Annotated in this window: 16 protein-coding genes; 7 read left to right on the forward strand and 9 right to left on the reverse strand. The window is 67.5% G+C overall.

Annotated elements, in window-relative coordinates; translation table 11 throughout:
* Positions 1 to 17: 17 nt before the first annotated feature.
* Positions 18 to 1,241 carry a formaldehyde dehydrogenase, glutathione-independent gene (gene fdhA / locus E3T55_RS12220; RefSeq protein WP_134519843.1) on the forward strand — a complete coding sequence of 408 codons (1,224 nt, stop codon included), beginning with the start codon at positions 18 to 20 and terminating at the stop codon, positions 1,239 to 1,241.
* An 82-nt stretch (positions 1,242 to 1,323) separates the two neighbouring features.
* Here the strand turns inward: fdhA and E3T55_RS12225 are convergent, their stop codons facing one another.
* Entirely contained in the window at positions 1,324 to 2,253 is a 930-nt protein-coding gene (locus E3T55_RS12225) for an LLM class flavin-dependent oxidoreductase (RefSeq protein ID WP_134519844.1), read from the reverse strand.
* 91 nt (positions 2,254 to 2,344) lie between these two features.
* Here E3T55_RS12225 and E3T55_RS12230 point away from each other — a divergent pair, with 91 nt between their 5' ends.
* Both E3T55_RS12230 and E3T55_RS12235 read left to right on the forward strand, forming a co-directional pair.
* Complete coding sequence (locus tag E3T55_RS12230) at positions 2,345 to 3,460, forward strand: M4 family metallopeptidase (RefSeq protein WP_134519845.1); 1,116 nt, start codon at positions 2,345 to 2,347, stop codon at positions 3,458 to 3,460.
* A complete protein-coding gene (locus tag E3T55_RS12235; RefSeq protein WP_134519846.1) occupies positions 3,457 to 3,726 on the forward strand; it encodes a protealysin inhibitor emfourin in 270 nt (89 codons plus the stop codon). The genes E3T55_RS12230 and E3T55_RS12235 overlap by 4 nt, the downstream gene beginning before the upstream one ends.
* A gap of 168 nt (positions 3,727 to 3,894) precedes the next feature.
* Here E3T55_RS12235 and E3T55_RS12240 read toward each other — a convergent pair whose 3' ends face one another.
* From E3T55_RS12240 to E3T55_RS12255, 4 genes are all read right to left on the reverse strand, one after another.
* Positions 3,895 to 5,214 (reverse strand): dihydrolipoamide acetyltransferase family protein, encoded by a 1,320-nt coding sequence (locus E3T55_RS12240; protein WP_134519847.1) that lies wholly within the window; start codon positions 5,212 to 5,214, stop codon positions 3,895 to 3,897.
* 8 nt (positions 5,215 to 5,222) lie between these two features.
* Positions 5,223 to 6,269 carry an alpha-ketoacid dehydrogenase subunit beta gene (locus E3T55_RS12245; RefSeq protein ID WP_134519848.1) on the reverse strand — a complete coding sequence of 349 codons (1,047 nt, stop codon included), beginning with the start codon at positions 6,267 to 6,269 and terminating at the stop codon, positions 5,223 to 5,225.
* Positions 6,266 to 7,342 carry a pyruvate dehydrogenase (acetyl-transferring) E1 component subunit alpha gene (gene pdhA, locus E3T55_RS12250; RefSeq protein WP_134519849.1) on the reverse strand — a complete coding sequence of 359 codons (1,077 nt, stop codon included), beginning with the start codon at positions 7,340 to 7,342 and terminating at the stop codon, positions 6,266 to 6,268. Before pdhA ends, E3T55_RS12245 begins: the two co-directional genes overlap by 4 nt.
* 169 nt (positions 7,343 to 7,511) lie before the next feature.
* A complete protein-coding gene (locus tag E3T55_RS12255; protein ID WP_134519850.1) occupies positions 7,512 to 9,287 on the reverse strand; it encodes a BCCT family transporter in 1,776 nt (591 codons plus the stop codon).
* 146 nt (positions 9,288 to 9,433) lie between these two features.
* On the opposite strand from E3T55_RS12255, the gene E3T55_RS12260 reads away from it, so the two are divergent.
* Entirely contained in the window at positions 9,434 to 9,874 is a 441-nt protein-coding gene (locus E3T55_RS12260; RefSeq protein ID WP_134519851.1) for a pyridoxamine 5'-phosphate oxidase family protein, read from the forward strand.
* A gap of 29 nt (positions 9,875 to 9,903) precedes the next feature.
* Here E3T55_RS12260 and E3T55_RS12265 read toward each other — a convergent pair whose 3' ends face one another.
* Positions 9,904 to 10,335, reverse strand: coding sequence for a hypothetical protein (locus E3T55_RS12265; protein WP_134519852.1), 432 nt, complete (start codon positions 10,333 to 10,335; stop codon positions 9,904 to 9,906).
* Positions 10,336 to 10,424: 89 nt separating this feature from the next.
* On the opposite strand from E3T55_RS12265, the gene E3T55_RS12270 reads away from it, so the two are divergent.
* On the forward strand, positions 10,425 to 10,673 hold the full coding sequence (locus tag E3T55_RS12270) for a DUF167 domain-containing protein (protein ID WP_134519853.1): 249 nt from the start codon (positions 10,425 to 10,427) through the stop codon (positions 10,671 to 10,673).
* Positions 10,674 to 10,693: 20 nt separating this feature from the next.
* Here E3T55_RS12270 and E3T55_RS12275 read toward each other — a convergent pair whose 3' ends face one another.
* Positions 10,694 to 11,065 carry an FKBP-type peptidyl-prolyl cis-trans isomerase gene (locus tag E3T55_RS12275; RefSeq protein WP_134519854.1) on the reverse strand — a complete coding sequence of 124 codons (372 nt, stop codon included), beginning with the start codon at positions 11,063 to 11,065 and terminating at the stop codon, positions 10,694 to 10,696.
* 36 nt (positions 11,066 to 11,101) lie between these two features.
* Complete coding sequence (locus E3T55_RS12280; RefSeq protein ID WP_134519855.1) at positions 11,102 to 12,556, reverse strand: FAD-binding oxidoreductase; 1,455 nt, start codon at positions 12,554 to 12,556, stop codon at positions 11,102 to 11,104.
* Positions 12,557 to 12,678: 122 nt separating this feature from the next.
* On the opposite strand from E3T55_RS12280, the gene E3T55_RS12285 reads away from it, so the two are divergent.
* A complete protein-coding gene (locus E3T55_RS12285) occupies positions 12,679 to 14,298 on the forward strand; it encodes a DNA-3-methyladenine glycosylase 2 family protein (RefSeq protein WP_134519856.1) in 1,620 nt (539 codons plus the stop codon).
* Positions 14,299 to 14,360: 62 nt separating this feature from the next.
* On the forward strand, positions 14,361 to 15,236 hold the full coding sequence (locus E3T55_RS12290; RefSeq protein ID WP_241993034.1) for a fumarylacetoacetate hydrolase family protein: 876 nt from the start codon (positions 14,361 to 14,363) through the stop codon (positions 15,234 to 15,236).
* 311 nt (positions 15,237 to 15,547) lie between these two features.
* Here the strand turns inward: E3T55_RS12290 and E3T55_RS12295 are convergent, their stop codons facing one another.
* Positions 15,548 to 16,885 (reverse strand): NCS2 family permease, encoded by a 1,338-nt coding sequence (locus E3T55_RS12295; RefSeq protein ID WP_241993035.1) that lies wholly within the window; start codon positions 16,883 to 16,885, stop codon positions 15,548 to 15,550.
* Between the last annotated feature and the right edge of the window lie 30 nt (positions 16,886 to 16,915).

Consider the following 16,915-nt stretch of genomic DNA (forward strand, 5'->3'; position numbering starts at 1 on the left):
ATCTAGGAGGATACAAAATGACAGGAAACATTGCAGTTGCTTACAAGGGTCCGGGCAAGGTCGAGGTCATCGAGATCGACTACCCGAGCTTTGAACTGAAGGACGGTCCGGGTGTCAACCCGGCCAACATCGGCCGCAAGGTGCCGCACGGAGTCATCCTGAAGACCGTGACGACCAACATCTGCGGATCCGACCAGCACATGGTTCGCGGCCGCACCACCGCGCCCAAGGATCTGGTGCTGGGTCACGAGATCACCGGTGAAGTGGTCGAGGTCGGCCGCGATGTGGAATTCATCGCGGTCGGCGACATCGTCTCGGTGCCGTTCAACATTTCGTGCGGTCGCTGTCGAAACTGTAAGGAAGGCAAGACCGGAATCTGCCTCAACGTCAACCCCGACCGCCCCGGCAGCGCCTACGGCTACGTCGACATGGGCGGCTGGGTCGGCGGCCAGTCCCAGTTCGTGCTCGTGCCCTACGCCGACTGGAACCTGCTGAAATTTCCCGACCGCGACCAGGCCCTCGAGAAGATCATGGACCTCACCATGCTCTCCGACATCTTCCCGACCGGTTTTCACGGCGCGGTGTCGGCCGGAGTCGGCGTGGGCTCGACGGTATACGTTGCCGGAGCCGGGCCGGTCGGCCTCGCGGCAGCGGCATCCGCTCAGTTGCTGGGAGCGGCCGTCGTCATCGTCGGTGACCTCAACGAGGACCGCCTCGCCCAGGCCCGCAGTTTCGGCTGCCAGACCGTGAACCTCACCCGCGGCGAGCCACAGGATCAGATCGAGCAGATTCTCGGTGTGCCGGAGGTCGACGCTGCCGTCGACGCCGTGGGCTTCGAGGCGCACGGTCACGGCAAGAACTCCGGCACGGAACAACCCGCCGCGGTCCTGAACTCGCTGATGTCGATCACCGCGGCCGGTGGGGCCATGGGAATCCCCGGCCTGTACGTGACGGGTGACCCCGGCGCGAAGGACAAGGCCGCGCAGGAAGGCTCACTGTCGCTGCGGCTCGGTCTCGGCTGGGCCAAGTCACTGTCGTTCACGACGGGCCAGTGCCCCGTCATGCGCTACAACCGCAAGCTCATGATGGCGATCCTCAACGACAAGGTACAGATCGCGCAGGCAGTGAATGCCAAGGCGATTCCGATCGAGGATGCCCCGCGCGGCTACGCCGAGTTCGATGCCGGCGCGGCGACGAAGTACGTACTCGACCCGAACGGGTACGTGCTGGGCAAGAAGTAGCCAGCCAACGCCGGTCGCGACATCGGCGGCAGGCCCGGCCCGCGGCATCCGTCGCGGGCCGGCCCTGTCGTCGTTCGCGCGTTCAGTTGGGCGTGAAGGGCTCGGCCAGCCCGTAGACCCGGCTGCGGTTCGGCGTGACGAAGCGGGCAGCGACCTCGTCGAGCACGTCTTCGTCGCCGGCGTAGATGCCGTTCTCGCGCGGCCAGTGGCTGATCACGTCGGTGAATCCGAGTTCCGCCGCCCGGCCGACGGCGTCTTCGAAGGCCGCAACGCTCTGCAGCGAATAGGCGCCGCCGCTGTCGAGCGACAGGTAGCGGTCGATGCTCGCGAGACCGCGCCCGTCGGCACCGGCCACGTCTTCGAGGCGTCGCAGCAGGTCGTGCACGCTCGTCCACCAGTCGTCGCCGCTGACGCCGTCTCGCCCTGTGGTCACCCAGCCCTGACCGAATTTACTGACCAGCCGCAGGCCTTTCGGCCCGTTCGCGGCGATGACGAAGGGCACTCGCGGTGACTGCATCGGTTCGCCGACCATGCGGGCGTTGACGGCCGTGAACCAGTCACCGGTGAAGCTGATGCCGCCGGAGCCCGGCTGCTCGAAGCGCAACAGGGCGTTGAGGCCGCTCACGAATTCCGCGAAGCGGGCGTGCCGTTCAGCGGGCGTGTAGGCGGGTTGACCGAGTACCGTCGCGTCGAATCCGGTGCCGCCGGAGCCGACGCCGAGCAGAAACCGGCCACGGGCGACATCGTCGATCGAGGCGATCTCCTTGGCAAAAGGCACCGGATGCCGAAAATTGGGCGAGGCGACGAAGGTGCCGAGCCGAATGTGCTGGGTGACCGCGGCGGCCGCCGTGAGGGTCGGCACGGTCGCGTGCCACGGTTCGTCGGCGAGGGAGCGCCAGGACAGGTGGTCGTAGGTCCAGGCGTGGGCGAATCCGTATTCTTCGGCGAGCCGCCAGCCGGCCCGGGCGTTCTGCCACGAGTCCTGGGGCAGGATGACGATTCCACAGCGCATGAGGCGAGTCTACGAGCCGGTGACCGACATCCGCACCCGATCCACGGCCTGCGCTGGCGTGATGCCGGTGGGTGCTGTCAGAATCGGGCCCATGACAGGCAGACGCTCCCCCACCGCGGCACCCGCGCACCACCGCTGCGGGATCGTGCCGCCGTACCTGCTGCTGAGACTCGCGCAGGTTGACGATCCCCGGTTCGCGGTCGCCGCCGAGGCTGCCCGAACCTCGCTGCTGCGCGACCAGCCCGTGCGCGAGCATCGCGCCCTGCTGAGCACGACGGCCAGACCGCCGGTGCACGTGGCCGCCGGCCGCCTGGCCGGCAGCGTCGACCGCAGCATCTACGACGCCGGCGCCCTGACCCGCCTGCCCGGCCGCCGCGTGCGCACCGAGGGCACGCCCGAGCTGACGGATGTCGCGGTGAACGAAGCCTACGACGGGCTCGGCCAGACGCAGGCACTGTTCTGGACCGTGTTCGGCCGGGACTCGATCGACGGCTCCGGCCTGCCCCTCGATGCGACCGTGCACTACGGCCACGAGTACGACAACGCCTTCTGGGACGGGGAGCGCATGGTGTTTGGCGACGGCGATGGCCAGGTCTTCACCCGCTTCACGGTGTCGCTCTCGGTGATCGCGCACGAACTCACCCATGGCATCACCGAGTTCACGGCCGGTCTCGCCTACGAGGCCCAGTCCGGGGCGCTCAACGAGTCCCTCTCAGACGTCTTCGGCTGCCTCGTGGAGCAGCATGCCCGCGGGCAGTCCGCTGTCGATGCGAGCTGGCTGATCGGCGAGGGCCTCTTCACCGACCAGGTTCAGGGCCTCGCACTGCGCTCGCTGCGCGCTCCCGGCAGCGCATACAACGACGATGTGCTGGGCACAGATCCGCAGCCCGACCATATGTCGGGCTTCGTCGACACCGAGGACGACAACGGTGGTGTGCACCTCAACTCGGGAATCCCGAACCGAGCGTTCTACCTGACCGCGACAGCGCTCGGCGGTAACGCCTGGGAGCGCGCCGGCCGGATCTGGTTCGACACGCTGACCGGAGGCCTCCTGCACCGTCACACGGACTTCGCCGGCTTTGCCCGGGCCACCCTGACGAGCGCCGCGGCACGGTACGGTACCGGCAGCGCCGAATGGACAGCGGTGCAGTCTTCGTGGAACCGGGTTGGGGTAGACAGCGCTGCGGGGGGTAACATCGCTGCATGAAAGTGATCGTCTCCCGCAGTGGTGGAACCGCCGGCATCCGTCTCACCTGGGAAGTGCGCGTCGACGAACAGGTCGACGCGCTCAACTGGGCCGATTTTCTCGGATCGTTGCCGTGGAATGACGTCACCGACAGCGAGCCCCTGCCCGACCGGTACCTGTACCGCATTCGATGCGCCCCCCACGAGGTGGTACTCGCCGAACCCGAGGTCAACGGCCCCTGGCGGGACCTGATCGACCGCGTACAGGCCGCCAACGGCCGCATGTAACCGTCGCTTCGCCTCGGCCGCGGCTCAACTCGCCGCGGCTCAACCGGCGGCGGCTCAACCGTCCGCGGCTTAACTGGCCGCGAGAGCGGGTGAATCGTCGGTCTGGCGGTGCCAACTCGACGATTCACCCGCTCTCGCGGGATCACGGGTGGTGCGGGTGGTGCGGGGCTAGATGACGATGCGCAGCGGCTCTTCGAGCAGCTTCGTCAGGTCGCGCAGGAACCCCGCGGCCACGGCACCGTCGAGCACGCGGTGGTCAACGGTCAGGGTGATCTTGACCTTGGGCACGGCCACGAGTACGCCGTCACGCACGACGGGCACGTCGGTTGCCGCTCCGATGGCCAGGATCGCGGCCTCCGGCGGATTCAACACGGCCGTGAACTGGTCGATGCCGAACATGCCGAGGTTGCTGATCGAGAAGGTTCCGCCGGTCATGTCGTTCAGGCCGAGCGATCCGGTGCGGGCCTTGCCGGCCAGAGCCACGCTCTCGCCGGCGATCGTGGCGAGCGACTTCGTGTCGGTGTCGCGGATGACGGGTACGAGCAGCCCGTCGTCGGTGGCGACGGCGATGCCGACGTTGACGTGCGGGTGACGCAGGATCGCGTCACCGCCCCAGGAGGCGTTCACCTCGGGGTGCTGGCGCAGCGTGACGGCCGCGGCCCGCACGAAGAGGTCGTTGATGCTGACCTTCTGGCCGAGGGCCGCGAGCGAGGCGTTGACCTCGGCGCGGAAGGCCACGAGACGCTCCACATCGACCACGCTGGTGAGGAAGAAGTGCGGAACGGCCTGGCTCTCGGTGAGGCGACGCGCGGTGACCTTGCGGATCTTGCTGATCGCCACCACCTCGTCGCCGGCGCCGGGAGTCACCGTCGCGGCCGCTGCGGGTGCGGCCGCCGGCGTGACGGATGCCGCGGGTACGGCAGCCGGGGCAGCCAGCCCGGCCTCCAGCTCGCTGATGCGGGCCTCGACGTCGGCGCGGGCGATGCGGCCCTGCGGACCGGTTCCCGTCAGCGTCGCGATGTCGATGTTGTGCTCCTTGGCGATCTTGCGGGCCAGCGGCGAGGTGCGGAGGTCCTTCGGCGCGACGGGGGCGGCCGCAGTTGCGGGGGCGGCGGGGGCAGCAGCAGGAGCGGCTGCCGGAGCTGCCGCCGTCGTCGGTGCGGCAGGAGCGGCGGGAGCCTGTGCTGCGGGAGTCGCCGCGGCGGGGGCTTCTGCTGCCGGGGCGGCCGGGGCATCCGTTTCGACGATGTGGGTGCCATCGCCGATGACCGCGACGGCCTGGCCGATCGGCACGAGGGCGCCGGCCGGCACGAGCAGCTGCTCGAGGATTCCGTCGTCAAAGGCCTCCAGGTCCATGGTGGCCTTGTCGGTCTCGATCTCGGCGAGCACGTCGCCCTTGTGGATCTGGTCGCCGACCTTCTTCATCCAGCGGCTGAGTTCGCCCTCTTCCATGGTGTCGGAGAGGCGGGGCATGATCACTTCAGGCATGGGCTGTCCTACTTCTCGAGCGGTGCACTGTTGACAGGTGCGATGTTGAGTACCTCACGCACGACCTTGGCGAGTTCGGCGGCGTGGGGCAGCGCGGCGAGCTCGAGGGTCTTGGCGTAGGGAAGGGGAACCTCGGCGGCAGCGACGCGGCGCACGGGTGCGTCGAGGAAGTCGAAGACGCCCTCACCGATCGTGGCCGAAATTTCGGCGCCGATTCCGTAGCTGAGCCAGTCATCTTCGAACACGACCGCGTGGCCGGTCTTGCGCACCGAGGCGCAGATCGTCTCGCGGTCGAGCGGGCGCAGGCTGCGCAGGTCGACGACCTCGATCGAGAGCCCTTCGGCTTCGAGCTTGTGCGCGACCTCGAGGGCGGTCGTGGTGCCGCGGGAGTAGCTCACGATCGTGAGATCGGTGCCCTCCTTGACCACGGCGGCCTTGCCGATCTCTGCAATCTGCTCCCCGTCGGGGACCTCGCCCTTGGAACTGTACAGGGAGAGGTTTTCGATGAAGATGACCGGGTCGTCGTCACGGATCGCCGCGGTGAGCAGCGCCTTAGCGTCGGCCGGGGTCGAGGGGGCGAGCACCTTGAGCCCGGGGATGTGGGCGAACCACACCTCGAGGTTCTGCGAGTGCGTCGCGGCGAGCTGCTGGCCGCCGCCGCCCGGCATCCGAATGACCATGGGAACGGACACCTGGCCGCCGAACATGGAACGCATCTTGGCGGCGTGGTTCACGATCTGGTCGATCGCGATGAGGCTGAAGTTGATCGTCATGATCTCGACGACCGGGCGCATGCCGATCATCGCGGCGCCGAGTGCGGCACCCACGAAGCCCTCTTCGGCGATCGGGGCGTCGACGACGCGATCCGGGCCGAACTCGGTGAGCAGGCCGGCGGTGATCTTGTAGGACCCTTCGAAGACTCCGATCTCCTCACCGATCAGGAACACGTTGTCATCGTGCAGCAGTTCGGCGCGCAGCGTCTCGTTGAGGGCCTGACGGTAGGTGATCACGCGGGTGGCGGGCGGGTCGGTGACCGGCGCGGCTTCGATACTCATAGTGCTTCCATAACGGGGTCGCCGGGCAGAGCGGATGGCGCGTTGGCCACGGGAGTCGCATACACGTATGCGAAGAGGTCGGCAGGGTCAGGGTCGGGACTCGCGTCACCAAACTCGACGGAGGCGTCGACGATCGCGTCGATTTCGGCGTCGATGGCGTCGGCCGCGGCATCGTCAAGAATGCCGGCCGCGATCAGCTGGGCTCGGAACACCGGAACCGGGTCGGACTTCTGGGCGATCGTGGTCTCTTCCGCGGAGCGGTAGCGCGCCGGGTCGACGACCGAATGACCACGCAGGCGGTAGCACATGAGCTCCAGCAGCACCGGCTGGCGCTCGGTGCGAGCGCGCGCGAGTGCGGTCTCGGCGGCGTCACGCACGGCAAGCACGTCGTCGCCGTCGACCCGGATGCCGGGGATACGGTACGACGCACCGCGCTTGTACAGGTCGGGTTCGGCCGAGGCGGCTTCGACGGTGGTTCCCATGCCGAGGCGGTTGTTCACGATCACGTAGACGATCGGCAGATTCCACAGACCGGCCAGGTTGAGCGATTCGTGGAAGGCACCGATGTTGGTCGTGCCGTCCCCGAGCAGGCACATGACCGCGTCGGACTCGGCACCGGCCTGCTGCTTGGCCTTGATGGCCAGGGCAACGCCGGTCGCCGGGGGGATCTGACCGCCGACGATGCCGTAGCCGCCAAAGAGGCGCGCTTCACTGTCGAACATGTGCATGGATCCACCGCGGCCGCCAGAGACGCCGGTCGTCTTGCCGAACAGTTCGGCCATGACGCGTCCGGGTTCCAGATCGCGCATGAGCGCGTAGCCGTGATCGCGATAGCCCGTGAAGAGGTAGTCGCCCTTGTTGATGGCGGCCATCAGGCCGACCACGGTCGCTTCCTCTCCGAGGTTCAGGTGGCAATAGCCCCCGATCTTCGCTCGCGCGTACATCTCGCTCGATCGCAACTCAAAGTTGCGAATGAGCGACATGCTCCGGTAGTACCCTCGCAGAACATCCGCGGGCGTATCGCCCGGGAATGTCTGCACTTCAGCCGTTCGTGCACGGGTTTTGGCCGCCATGAATCCGCCTCGCTTCCGACATAATGTCTCCAAAAAGCTTACGCCGAATACTTGCCTAACAAGTACACGCGTTGCCTGCCCGGTGCCGCGCCCTTACCGGCACCGGAAAGGGCCGAGTCGCGGGTGCGACTCGGCCCAGATCATCCGCTTGCTGCGACCACTGGCCGGTTTAGACCTGCGGGGGCTGCTTGCGCCCGAGGCGCCAGCGCTTCTTCGAATCGTCCGCCAGGGACGGATCGGACAGCGCCGCACTGATGCGGTCATCCACCTGGTCGCCGAAGTGCTCGTCGAAGTTCTCCTCGAGGTGCTCCGTGACCTTCTCACCGATGCGGCGGGAAAGTTCATCCTTGCGTGCACGACGTTCTGCACGCACGAGAACCTGGTGTTCGGCACTGAGCGCCTTATATGTAGCGATACACATACCGATCATCACGATGCTCACCGGAATGGACGTGAGGATGGCACCGGTCTGCAGCGCGCCCAGTCCGCCGGCGAGCAGCAGAGCGATCGCGACGAGCCCGCCGAGGCTGGCCCACATGATGCGGCTCCACTTGGGCGGGTTGGTGTCGCCGCCGGAGGCGAGCATGTCGATCACGAGAGAACCGGAGTCCGCGGAGGTGATGAAGAAGATCGCGATGACGATCACCGCGAGAACCGAAAGGACAACGCCGAACGGCAGGCTGCCCAGCAGGTTGAACAGCACGTTCTCGGGAACAATGCCGGCTTCGGGGTCGAAGAGACCGCCACCGTCACCCTCCCAGGCCTGACGGATGGCGCTGCCGCCCATCACGGCGAACCAGACGAAGGTCACGAAGGTCGGAACGAGAAGCACTCCGGCGATGAACTGACGAACGGTACGGCCGCGCGAGATGCGGGCGATGAACACGCCAACGAACGGGGCCCACGAGATCCACCAGCCCCAGTAGAAGACGGTCCAGCCGCCCTGCCAGTCGAGACCGGCCTGGCCGGTGTACGCACTCGTGGCGAAGGTGAGACCGACAACATCCTGAAAGTAGCCGCCGATGGACTGCACCAGAAGGCGCAGCAGGTACATCGTCGGGCCGAGCAGCAGCACGGCGAGGAGCAACAGCCCGGCCATGCTCAGGTTGATGTTGGAGAGCCACTTGATGCCCTTGCCGACACCACTGACGACCGAGGCCGTCGCGATGATGGTGATGACCACGATCAGGATCACGAGAAGCGTGTTCGTGACGTCGCCGACGACACCGAGGTAGCTGAGGCCGGCGGCGATCTGCTGCACACCGAGGCCGAGCGAGGTGGCAACACCGAAGAGCGTACCGACGATGGCAATCACGTCGATCGCATCGCCGAGGCGCCCCTTCACCCGGCGGGTTCCGAGCAGCGGCTCCAGCGCCCAGCGAATCGACACCGGACGGCCCTTGCGGTGGATCGAGTACGCGAGTGAGAGGCCGACGACGGCGTAAATGGCCCAGGCGTGGAAGCCCCAGTGCAGGAAGGTCTGCGACATGGCCGCGGAAGCGAGCTCTGCGCTGTCTCCGTCGACGCCCGGCTTGGGGTTCGTGAAGAAGGTGAGGGGCTCTGAGGCACCCCAGAAGACGAGGCCGATGCCCATGCCGGCGGCGAAGAGCATGGCGAACCAGCTCATGATGCCGAACTCGGGCTCGTCATCGTCTTTACCGAGCTTGATGTCGCCGAAGCGGCTGAGGCCCATCCAGATTGCGAAGACGACGAAGGCCGCGACAATGATGACGTAGTACGGGCCGAGACCGGCCACGACCCAGCCCTGCAGCAGGGCGAGCACACTGCCGGTGCGAACCGGGAAGGCGATGGCGATGACCACCACGGCGAGGATGATGCCGAGCGCCGGATAGAAGACCCGCGGAGCGGGAACGGCGAACCGTTTACGGGGCGCGGCGGGTCGGTCGGAACCGACCGGCGGCGACGCGTCGGGAAGAACGCTCATGACGCAACTTTCTGGTAGAGCGGGAGCGCAACAGACCCGAATCGGCCAGCATAAATGGCTGCACGTCCAATGGGCAAAGGACAATTATACCCCACGTTGGGGGGTTTCTCTACGCCGTACATGGCGCGACGTGCAACGATGAACCCATGAACATCGATGGCACGGGTCACGAGGACGAAGCCCAGATTCACTCCCTGACGCAGGACGAGTGCTGGGAGGCGCTTCTCTCCAGCAGCCTCGGACGGCTCGCCGTCAGTGTCGGCGGCTATCCGGAAATCTACCCGGTGAACTTCATTGCCGCCGACCGGCGCCTGCTGTTCCGTACGTCCCCCGGCACCAAGCTCGTCGAGCTGACGGTCAACAACCGCGTTGCCTTCGAAACGGACGGGGTGGGCCGCGACGAGGCGTGGAGCGTTGTCGTGAAGGGAACCGCGTCAATCCTTGAGCGCCAGTCAGACATCGACACGGCCGACATGCTGCCGTTGCGCCCGCTGATTCCCACGATTAAGCACATCTACGTCGAGATCAAGCCGACAGAACTCACCGGTCGACGCTTTCACCTCGGCCCTGAGCCGCTTCACTCCTAGGCTCAACCCGCTCAACTGGTTCTCCCCGCTCAGGCGCTGCCCTCGGCGACGGTACCGGCCCGCAGGCGCAGGAGCCACAGGAGTGCCCTCCCGTAGGCATCCGCCACGCTCGAGGCATCAAAGTCGGTCATGAGACCCTCCGCCTCCAGGTCGACCCGATACCCCGCATCGGGAACCCGCTGCAGCACCTGGAATGCGTCGCCGAGCAGACCGCGCAGCTGATCTTCGCGGGGCAGCCAGAGGGCGTCTTCAAGGGCGAGGGAGTCGAGCGCCCACTCCGTCGTGCCGTTGAAGCCGAGAATCGTGCCGGTGTCGAATTGGTGCGGTTCGATGGTCATCTCGCTGACGTGGAACACATCACTGTCGAGGTCGGGGCGTTCGATGCGGAAGGCGTCCCCCGAGGCCGGGTGCCACTCCAGTCCGGCCTTACGCAGAGCTCGGGCAATCTCGATAGTGATCATGGAACATTATCTGCGCGCGCTAGCGTGGTATCCAGAGCGCGGGTGAAATATCCATCCGCGATCCGTCCAGCTCCGAATCTGAAAGTCGGGTGAGCATCACGCTCAATCTCACGGTGCACGTCAAACCGGGTAGCCGCAAAGGCCCGCTGGTGGTCACTGACGACGACGCGGATGATTCGGTGACCGTTTTTCTGCAGCAGCGCGCCGTCGAGGGCGCCGCCAACGATGCCCTCGTCAAGATTCTCGCCAAGCACTTCGGCGTGGCGAAACGGGACGTGGACATCGTTCGCGGCCATGCATCACGCATCAAGCACGTACGGATCGACCGTACGGTGTGATCGGTGCGTGCGGTTCGGTTCTAGCTGACGCCGCGCAGGTCGATGATGAAGATGAGCGTCTGGCCGGAGAGACGGTGCCCCGAGCCGGCGGGACCGTAGGCCAGGTGCGGCGGCACGACGAGCTTGCGGCGGCCGCCGACCTTCATGCCGGGAATACCCTGCTGCCAGCCGGCGATGAGGGAGCGCAGCGGAAAGTTGATGGTCTGGCCACGGCTCCAGGAGGAGTCGAATTCGTCGCCGGACTCGTACTCGACGCCGAGGTAGTGCACGTCGACGGTGGCGCCGGCGAGAGCTTCGGCGCCGTCGCCCTCGACAATGTCGACGATTTCAAGCTGTTCGGGCGCGGGGCCCTCCGGGAAGTCGATTTCTGGCTTGGCATTGAGATCTGTCATCCCCCTATCCAATCGGATTTCCGTCCGCGGTGCACGTTACTGGGCGCGCGGATCCGCCGGGCCGGCGAACATCGTGCCCGGATTCAGCAGCTGCAGCGGGTCAAAGACGGCCTTGAGCCGACGCTGGAGGTCGAAGCCGGTCTCGCCGAGTTCGTCGGCGAGCCACCGACGTTTCAGCACGCCCACCCCGTGCTCGCCCGTGAGGGTGCCGCCCAGCCGCAACGCCGCCCTGAAGAGTTCGTCGGCGGCCGCCCAGATCTCGTCGGGAACGGCCACGTCGACATCCGCCGCCGTTGACGGCCCGGGAATCATGAAGTTGGGGTGCAGATTGCCGTCACCGGCGTGGGCCACGGTCGGAATCGAGAGTCCGGTGCGCGCGCTGATGTCGGCGATGACCGCAAACATCTCGGCCATGCGCGAGCGTGGCACACAGATATCCTCAATCAGCACGGTGCCGTGGCTGGCCAGGGCCGGATGCATCGCCCGGCGAATCGCGAGCAAACGATCCGCGGCGACCGGGTCGGACTCCAGGCGGGCGTCCCCGCCGGCCGCACGCAACACCGTCAGGGCCTGCTCTGCCTCGAACCGGGCGGCCGGGCCATCCGTCTGCAGCAGCAGGAACGCGCCGCCAGGGGGCAGATCGGCCGTCGCCTCGGCGCCGAGGTAGTCGCGAATAAGCGCGAGGGCGACCGGGTCGAGCAGTTCCATCACCGCGGGGCGCAGCCGGGCGCGGGTGATGAGAGCGGATGCCGCGGCACCGGCCGTGATCGAGGCGAATACCGCTCCGATGGTCACGGTCTCGCCGGAGCTGATCGGCCGCGCCCGCACAACGGCCTCGACGATGACTCCGAGCGTGCCCTCCGAGCCGGTGATGAGCGCGGTCAGGTCGTACCCGGTCACCCCCTTCACCGTGCGGTGCCCGGTGCGCAGCAGGCTGCCGTCGGCCAGGACCACGGTCAGGCCGAGCACGGCCTCCCGGGTCACGCCGTACTTTGCGCACAGCAGGCCGCCCGCGTTCGTGGCGATATTGCCACCGACGGTCGAGATCGCCTTGCTCGCCGGGTCGGGCGCGAACCACAGGCCGTAATCGGCGAGCGCATCGTTGAGGTGCTGGTTGATCACTCCCGGCTCCACGACGGCGAGCTCGTCGTCGGGGTTGATTTCGAGAATGCGGTCCATGCCGGCGACGCTGAGCACAATGGAACCGTCGGTGCCGCAGGCGCCACCGGCCAGCCCCGTGCCGGCGCCACGCGTCACGACCGGTACCCGAAATTCGGTCGCGATGCGCAGCGTTGCCTGCACATCGGCGACGCTGCGGGCGTTCACGACGGCACACGGCAGGCCAGGGGCCTGCCAGCCCGATTTGTCGGAGCGAACAGCGGCCAGCGCGGCCGGCTCGACCGTCACCGCCGAGCCCAGCTCGGCGGTGAGACGCCGCAGCGCGGAGCCGGCGGTAGTGGCGGTACTTGCGGCCGGTGACGAAGCTGTCATGGTTCCACCCTACTGAGCGCCGCCCCGGCCGAGCACCGGGCAGCCGGGGCACGGTGCCGGAGGCCGAAAGCGATGTCCGTTTTCCGCTGCCGCCCGGGGGTGTTACGTGTCAGGCTGGGGCCATGAACCCCACGCTTCCGGCCACGAACGCCCCGGCCGGGGACCCTGATTTTGCAGAGCGCTTTCGCGCCATGTCGTCGCGCGACACCCGCTTCGACGGCCAGTTCATCACCGGCGTGCACTCCACCGGCATCTACTGCCGCCCCAGCTGCCCGGCGACGACCCCGAAGGCGTGCAACGTCTCGTTCTACCTCACGAGCGCGGCCGCCCACGAGGCAGGGCTGCGCGCCTGCAAACGATGCCTGCCCGACGCGGTTCCCGGGTCGCCCGCCTGGAATCTGCGCGACGACCTCGCCGCCCGGGCCATGCGGCTCATCGGTGACGGGCTCGTCGAACGCGACGGTGTCGGCGGACTCGCCGCCCGCCTCGGCTACACCCCTCGACACCTCACGCGGGTGCTCGTCGCCGAGCTCGGTGCCGGCCCGCTCGCACTCGCCCGCGCGAATCGGGCCCAGACCGCCCGGGTGCTGCTGCTGAGCACCGGGCTGCCGATCACGGATGTGGCGTTCGCCGCCGGCTTCGGCAGTGTGCGCCAGTTCAACGACACGATCACGGCCGTCTACGAGCGCACCCCGACGGCGCTGCGCCGGAGCGCGCCGCATCCGCTGCCCGCAGCGATGCTCGACTCCCGGGCCGGCGGCACCCGCATTACCGTGCAGCTCCCGGCCCGCGCCCCCTTCGACGGCGCGGGGTTGCTGCGCTTTCTCGCCCTGCGGGCGCTGCCCGGCGTAGAGACCGTGACCCGCGCAGCCAGGCCCGAGACGATGACGGATGCCGTGGCCCCGGTCATCGGCTACGGCCGCACCCTGCTGCTGCCGCACGGAGCGGCGACCATCGACCTGACGCTCAACGCCAACGCCAACGCCAACGGAACTGCCGACGGGAACGAAATCGCGCCCGGAAGCCCTGGCGGCGCACCCGGAGTGACCTGCACGGCCTGGCTCAGCAACCTGGCCGATCTGGCGCCGCTCGTGAGTCGCGTACGGCGCCTGCTCGACCTCGACGCCGATGCCATCGCCATCGATCGGGCGCTGGCCCAGGACCCGGTGCTCGCTCCGCTCGTCGCCCGCACGCCCGGCATGCGCGTTCCCGGCAGCGCCGACCCGCACGAGACCCTGTTTCGGGCACTGATCGGCCAGCAGGTGTCTGTCGCGGCCGCCCGCACGGCGCTGACCCGGTTATCGGCGGCACTCGGTGAGAAACTGGTCGGAGCCGACGCCGGTCCCGGCGACACCGGCCTGCTGCGCCTGTTCCCGACGGCGACGGCGATCGCCGCCCACGGGCGTGAGGTGCTGCGCGGACCCGCCGCGCGGGTGACCACGATCGTGCAGACGGCCGAAGCCCTGAGCACCGGCGAACTCGTGCTCTCCCCCGGCGATACCCGCGACGATCTGTCGGCAAAGTTGCAATCCCGGCCCGGAATCGGGCCCTGGACCGCCGGCTATGTGGCGATGCGGGTGCTCGGCTGCCCCGATATCCTGCTGACGAGCGATCTGGCCCTGCGGCAGGGCGCTGGCCGTCTCGGCCTGCCGATCACGCCGGGGGTGCTCGCCACGCGGGGCGCCGCCTGGGCGCCGTGGCGCAGCTACGCCGGTATGCACTTGTGGAGTGCCTACAAGTAGCGGAGCGTGCGGCTGTCGGGTCTCCACAGGCAACCCCGGCGCGAGCCGGATAGCCTAGATGAGTGAAGTTTGCGCACCTGAAAGTCGAAGGCCAGTCCACACCGAGGTTGGCGGTGACGATCGGGGACGCAGCACTGTTCCTCGACGACGTCATGCAAAACGCCCCTCGCGACCTGCAAGACCTGCTCGAGAAGGGCAGCACCGAGTATGAACGGGTGCAAACCAGCACCGCCGTCGCCGTGAGCCGCGGCGCCGCCCTCACTCCGATCGACGAGTTGCGGCATGCCTCAGCCGTGCTGCGGCCGCCGCAGATCATCGCGATCGGTGCCAATTACGCCGCGCACTCCTCGGAACTCAGCCTGCGACTCGAAACGGCCGCGACCGTGTTCTCGCTCTGGCCGAACTCGCTCGCTGGCCACGGCAGCACCACCACCTGGCCCGCCGATCGCACCGGCCAGGTTGACTATGAGGCCGAACTCGGCGTCATCATCGGTCGTCCCGCCCACCGCGTCTCGGTAGCGGATGCCCTCGATTACGTCTTCGGCTACACCGTCGTGAACGACATCACGGCGCGGGACCTGCAGTTCTCCGAAGCTCAGTGGTCGCGCTGCAAGTCATTTGACGGGTTCACCCCGACCGGCCCGATCGTGGTCACCGCGGATGAGATCGGCGATCCGCAGAACCTCTGGCTGACGACCCACGTCGACGGCCGTCTGCTGCAGGACGCCTCGAGCGGCGACATGGTGCGCACCGTCGCAGAAATCATCTCGTACCTCTCGCAGACAGCGACGCTGCTGCCCGGCACGCTCATTTCGACCGGCAGCCCGGGCGGTGCCGGCTACAGCCGCAAGCCCCCCGTTTTTCTGCGCGAAGGCTCCACGGTGACGGTCGCCATCGATAAGATCGGCCTCCTCACCACCCACTGCCGCGAAATCTAGTCAACAGCACGAACGACACCATCTGCAGCAGGTAGGCGAGCGGGCGCAGGTTCGGTACGCGGGCGCAGGTTCGGTACGCGGGCGCAGGATAGAACCTGCGCCCGCGTATCTAGCCTGCGCCCGGGCCGCCGAACGTGCTCGTCAAGGGGCCATCTGTGACACGTGGCGATACCTGCCCGACAAAGCTGTCTCAGCCCTTCCTGACACTCCGGGTCCACAGACATGAAGTGTCAGGAACATCCCGAGACACGACAGGAAGCGGAAAGAGCAACAACTGCTCACTCGCGCGCAGGAGAGCACCGCAAGACGGGTCAGGCGGCGAGGAGCAGTTCGATCGGGCCACGCACGAAGAAGAACACGAAACCGAGTGCGACGACCCAGAGCAGCGGGCTGATCTCGCGGGCCTTGCCGGAGAGGCTGCGCACGAGCACCCAGGAGATGAAGCCGGCACCGATGCCGTTGGCGATCGAATAGGTCAGCGGCATCACGATGATCGTGAGAAACACCGGCAGCACGATCGAGAACTCGCTGAAGTCGATGTGCCGGATCTGCGACACCATGAGCGCACCGACGATGACGAGCGCGGCGGCGGCGACCTCGAGCGGCACGATCATGGTCAGCGGGGTGAAGAACATCGCGGCGATGAACAGCAGGCCGGTCACGACGTTGGCGAAGCCCGTGCGCGCACCCTCACCGATACCGGCACCCGACTCGATGAATACGGTGTTCGACGAAGCGGATGCCGCCCCACCGGCAACCGCGCCGATGCCCTCCACGATGAGCGCGCTCTTGAGGCGCGGAAAGTGGCCGTCTTTGTTGGAGAGTCCGGCCTCACTGGCGAGCCCGGTCATGGTTCCCATGGCGTCGAAGAAGTTGGTGAAGACGAGCGTGAAGACGAGCATCACGGCGGCGAGCATGCCGATGCGCTCGAATGCTCCGAAGCTGACCTGGCCGAGCAGGCTCAGGTCGGGCACCGCCACGATGCTCGTCGGCAGCACCGGGGCGTTGAGGTTCCAGCCGGCCGGGTTGGTGCCGAGCGAGGGGCCGACCTTGAAGATGGCCTCGAGGATCACGGCGATGACGGTCGTCGAGACGATTCCGATGAGCAGCGCCGCCTTGACCTTACGCGCGAGCAGCACACCGGTGATGATGAGGCCGAGCACGAAGACGGCGGTCGGCAGGGTTGCGACCGAGCCGGCGTCGCCGAGCTGCACGGGCGGCGACGCGGCGCCGCTGGCCCGCACGAAGCCAGAGTCGACGAGCCCGATGAAGGCGATGAACAGTCCGATGCCGACGGTGATCGCGATCTTCAACTGGTGCGGAATGGCGTTGAAGATGAGTTCCCGCATGCCCGTCGAGGCGAGCAGCACGATGATGAGGCCGTTGATGACGACGAGGCCCATGGCCTCAGACCAGGTGACCTGACCGACGACGCTCACGGCGAGGAAGGAGTTGATGCCGAGCCCGGCGGCGAAACCGAACGGCAGCCGCGCGATGACGCCGAAGAGGATGGTCATGACGCCGGCGGTGAGAGCGGTCACGGCGGCGACCTGGGCGTTGGGCAGCCAGTTGCCGTTCACGTCGAGGGCTGCCTGGTCGGCGCTGAAGCCGCCGAGGATCAGCGGGTTCAAGATGACGATGTAGGCCATGGTGACGAAGGTGACGACGCCGCCGCGGGT

The sequence above is a fragment of the Cryobacterium frigoriphilum genome (assembly GCF_004403305.1).
GTDB lineage: Bacteria > Actinomycetota > Actinomycetes > Actinomycetales > Microbacteriaceae > Cryobacterium > Cryobacterium frigoriphilum.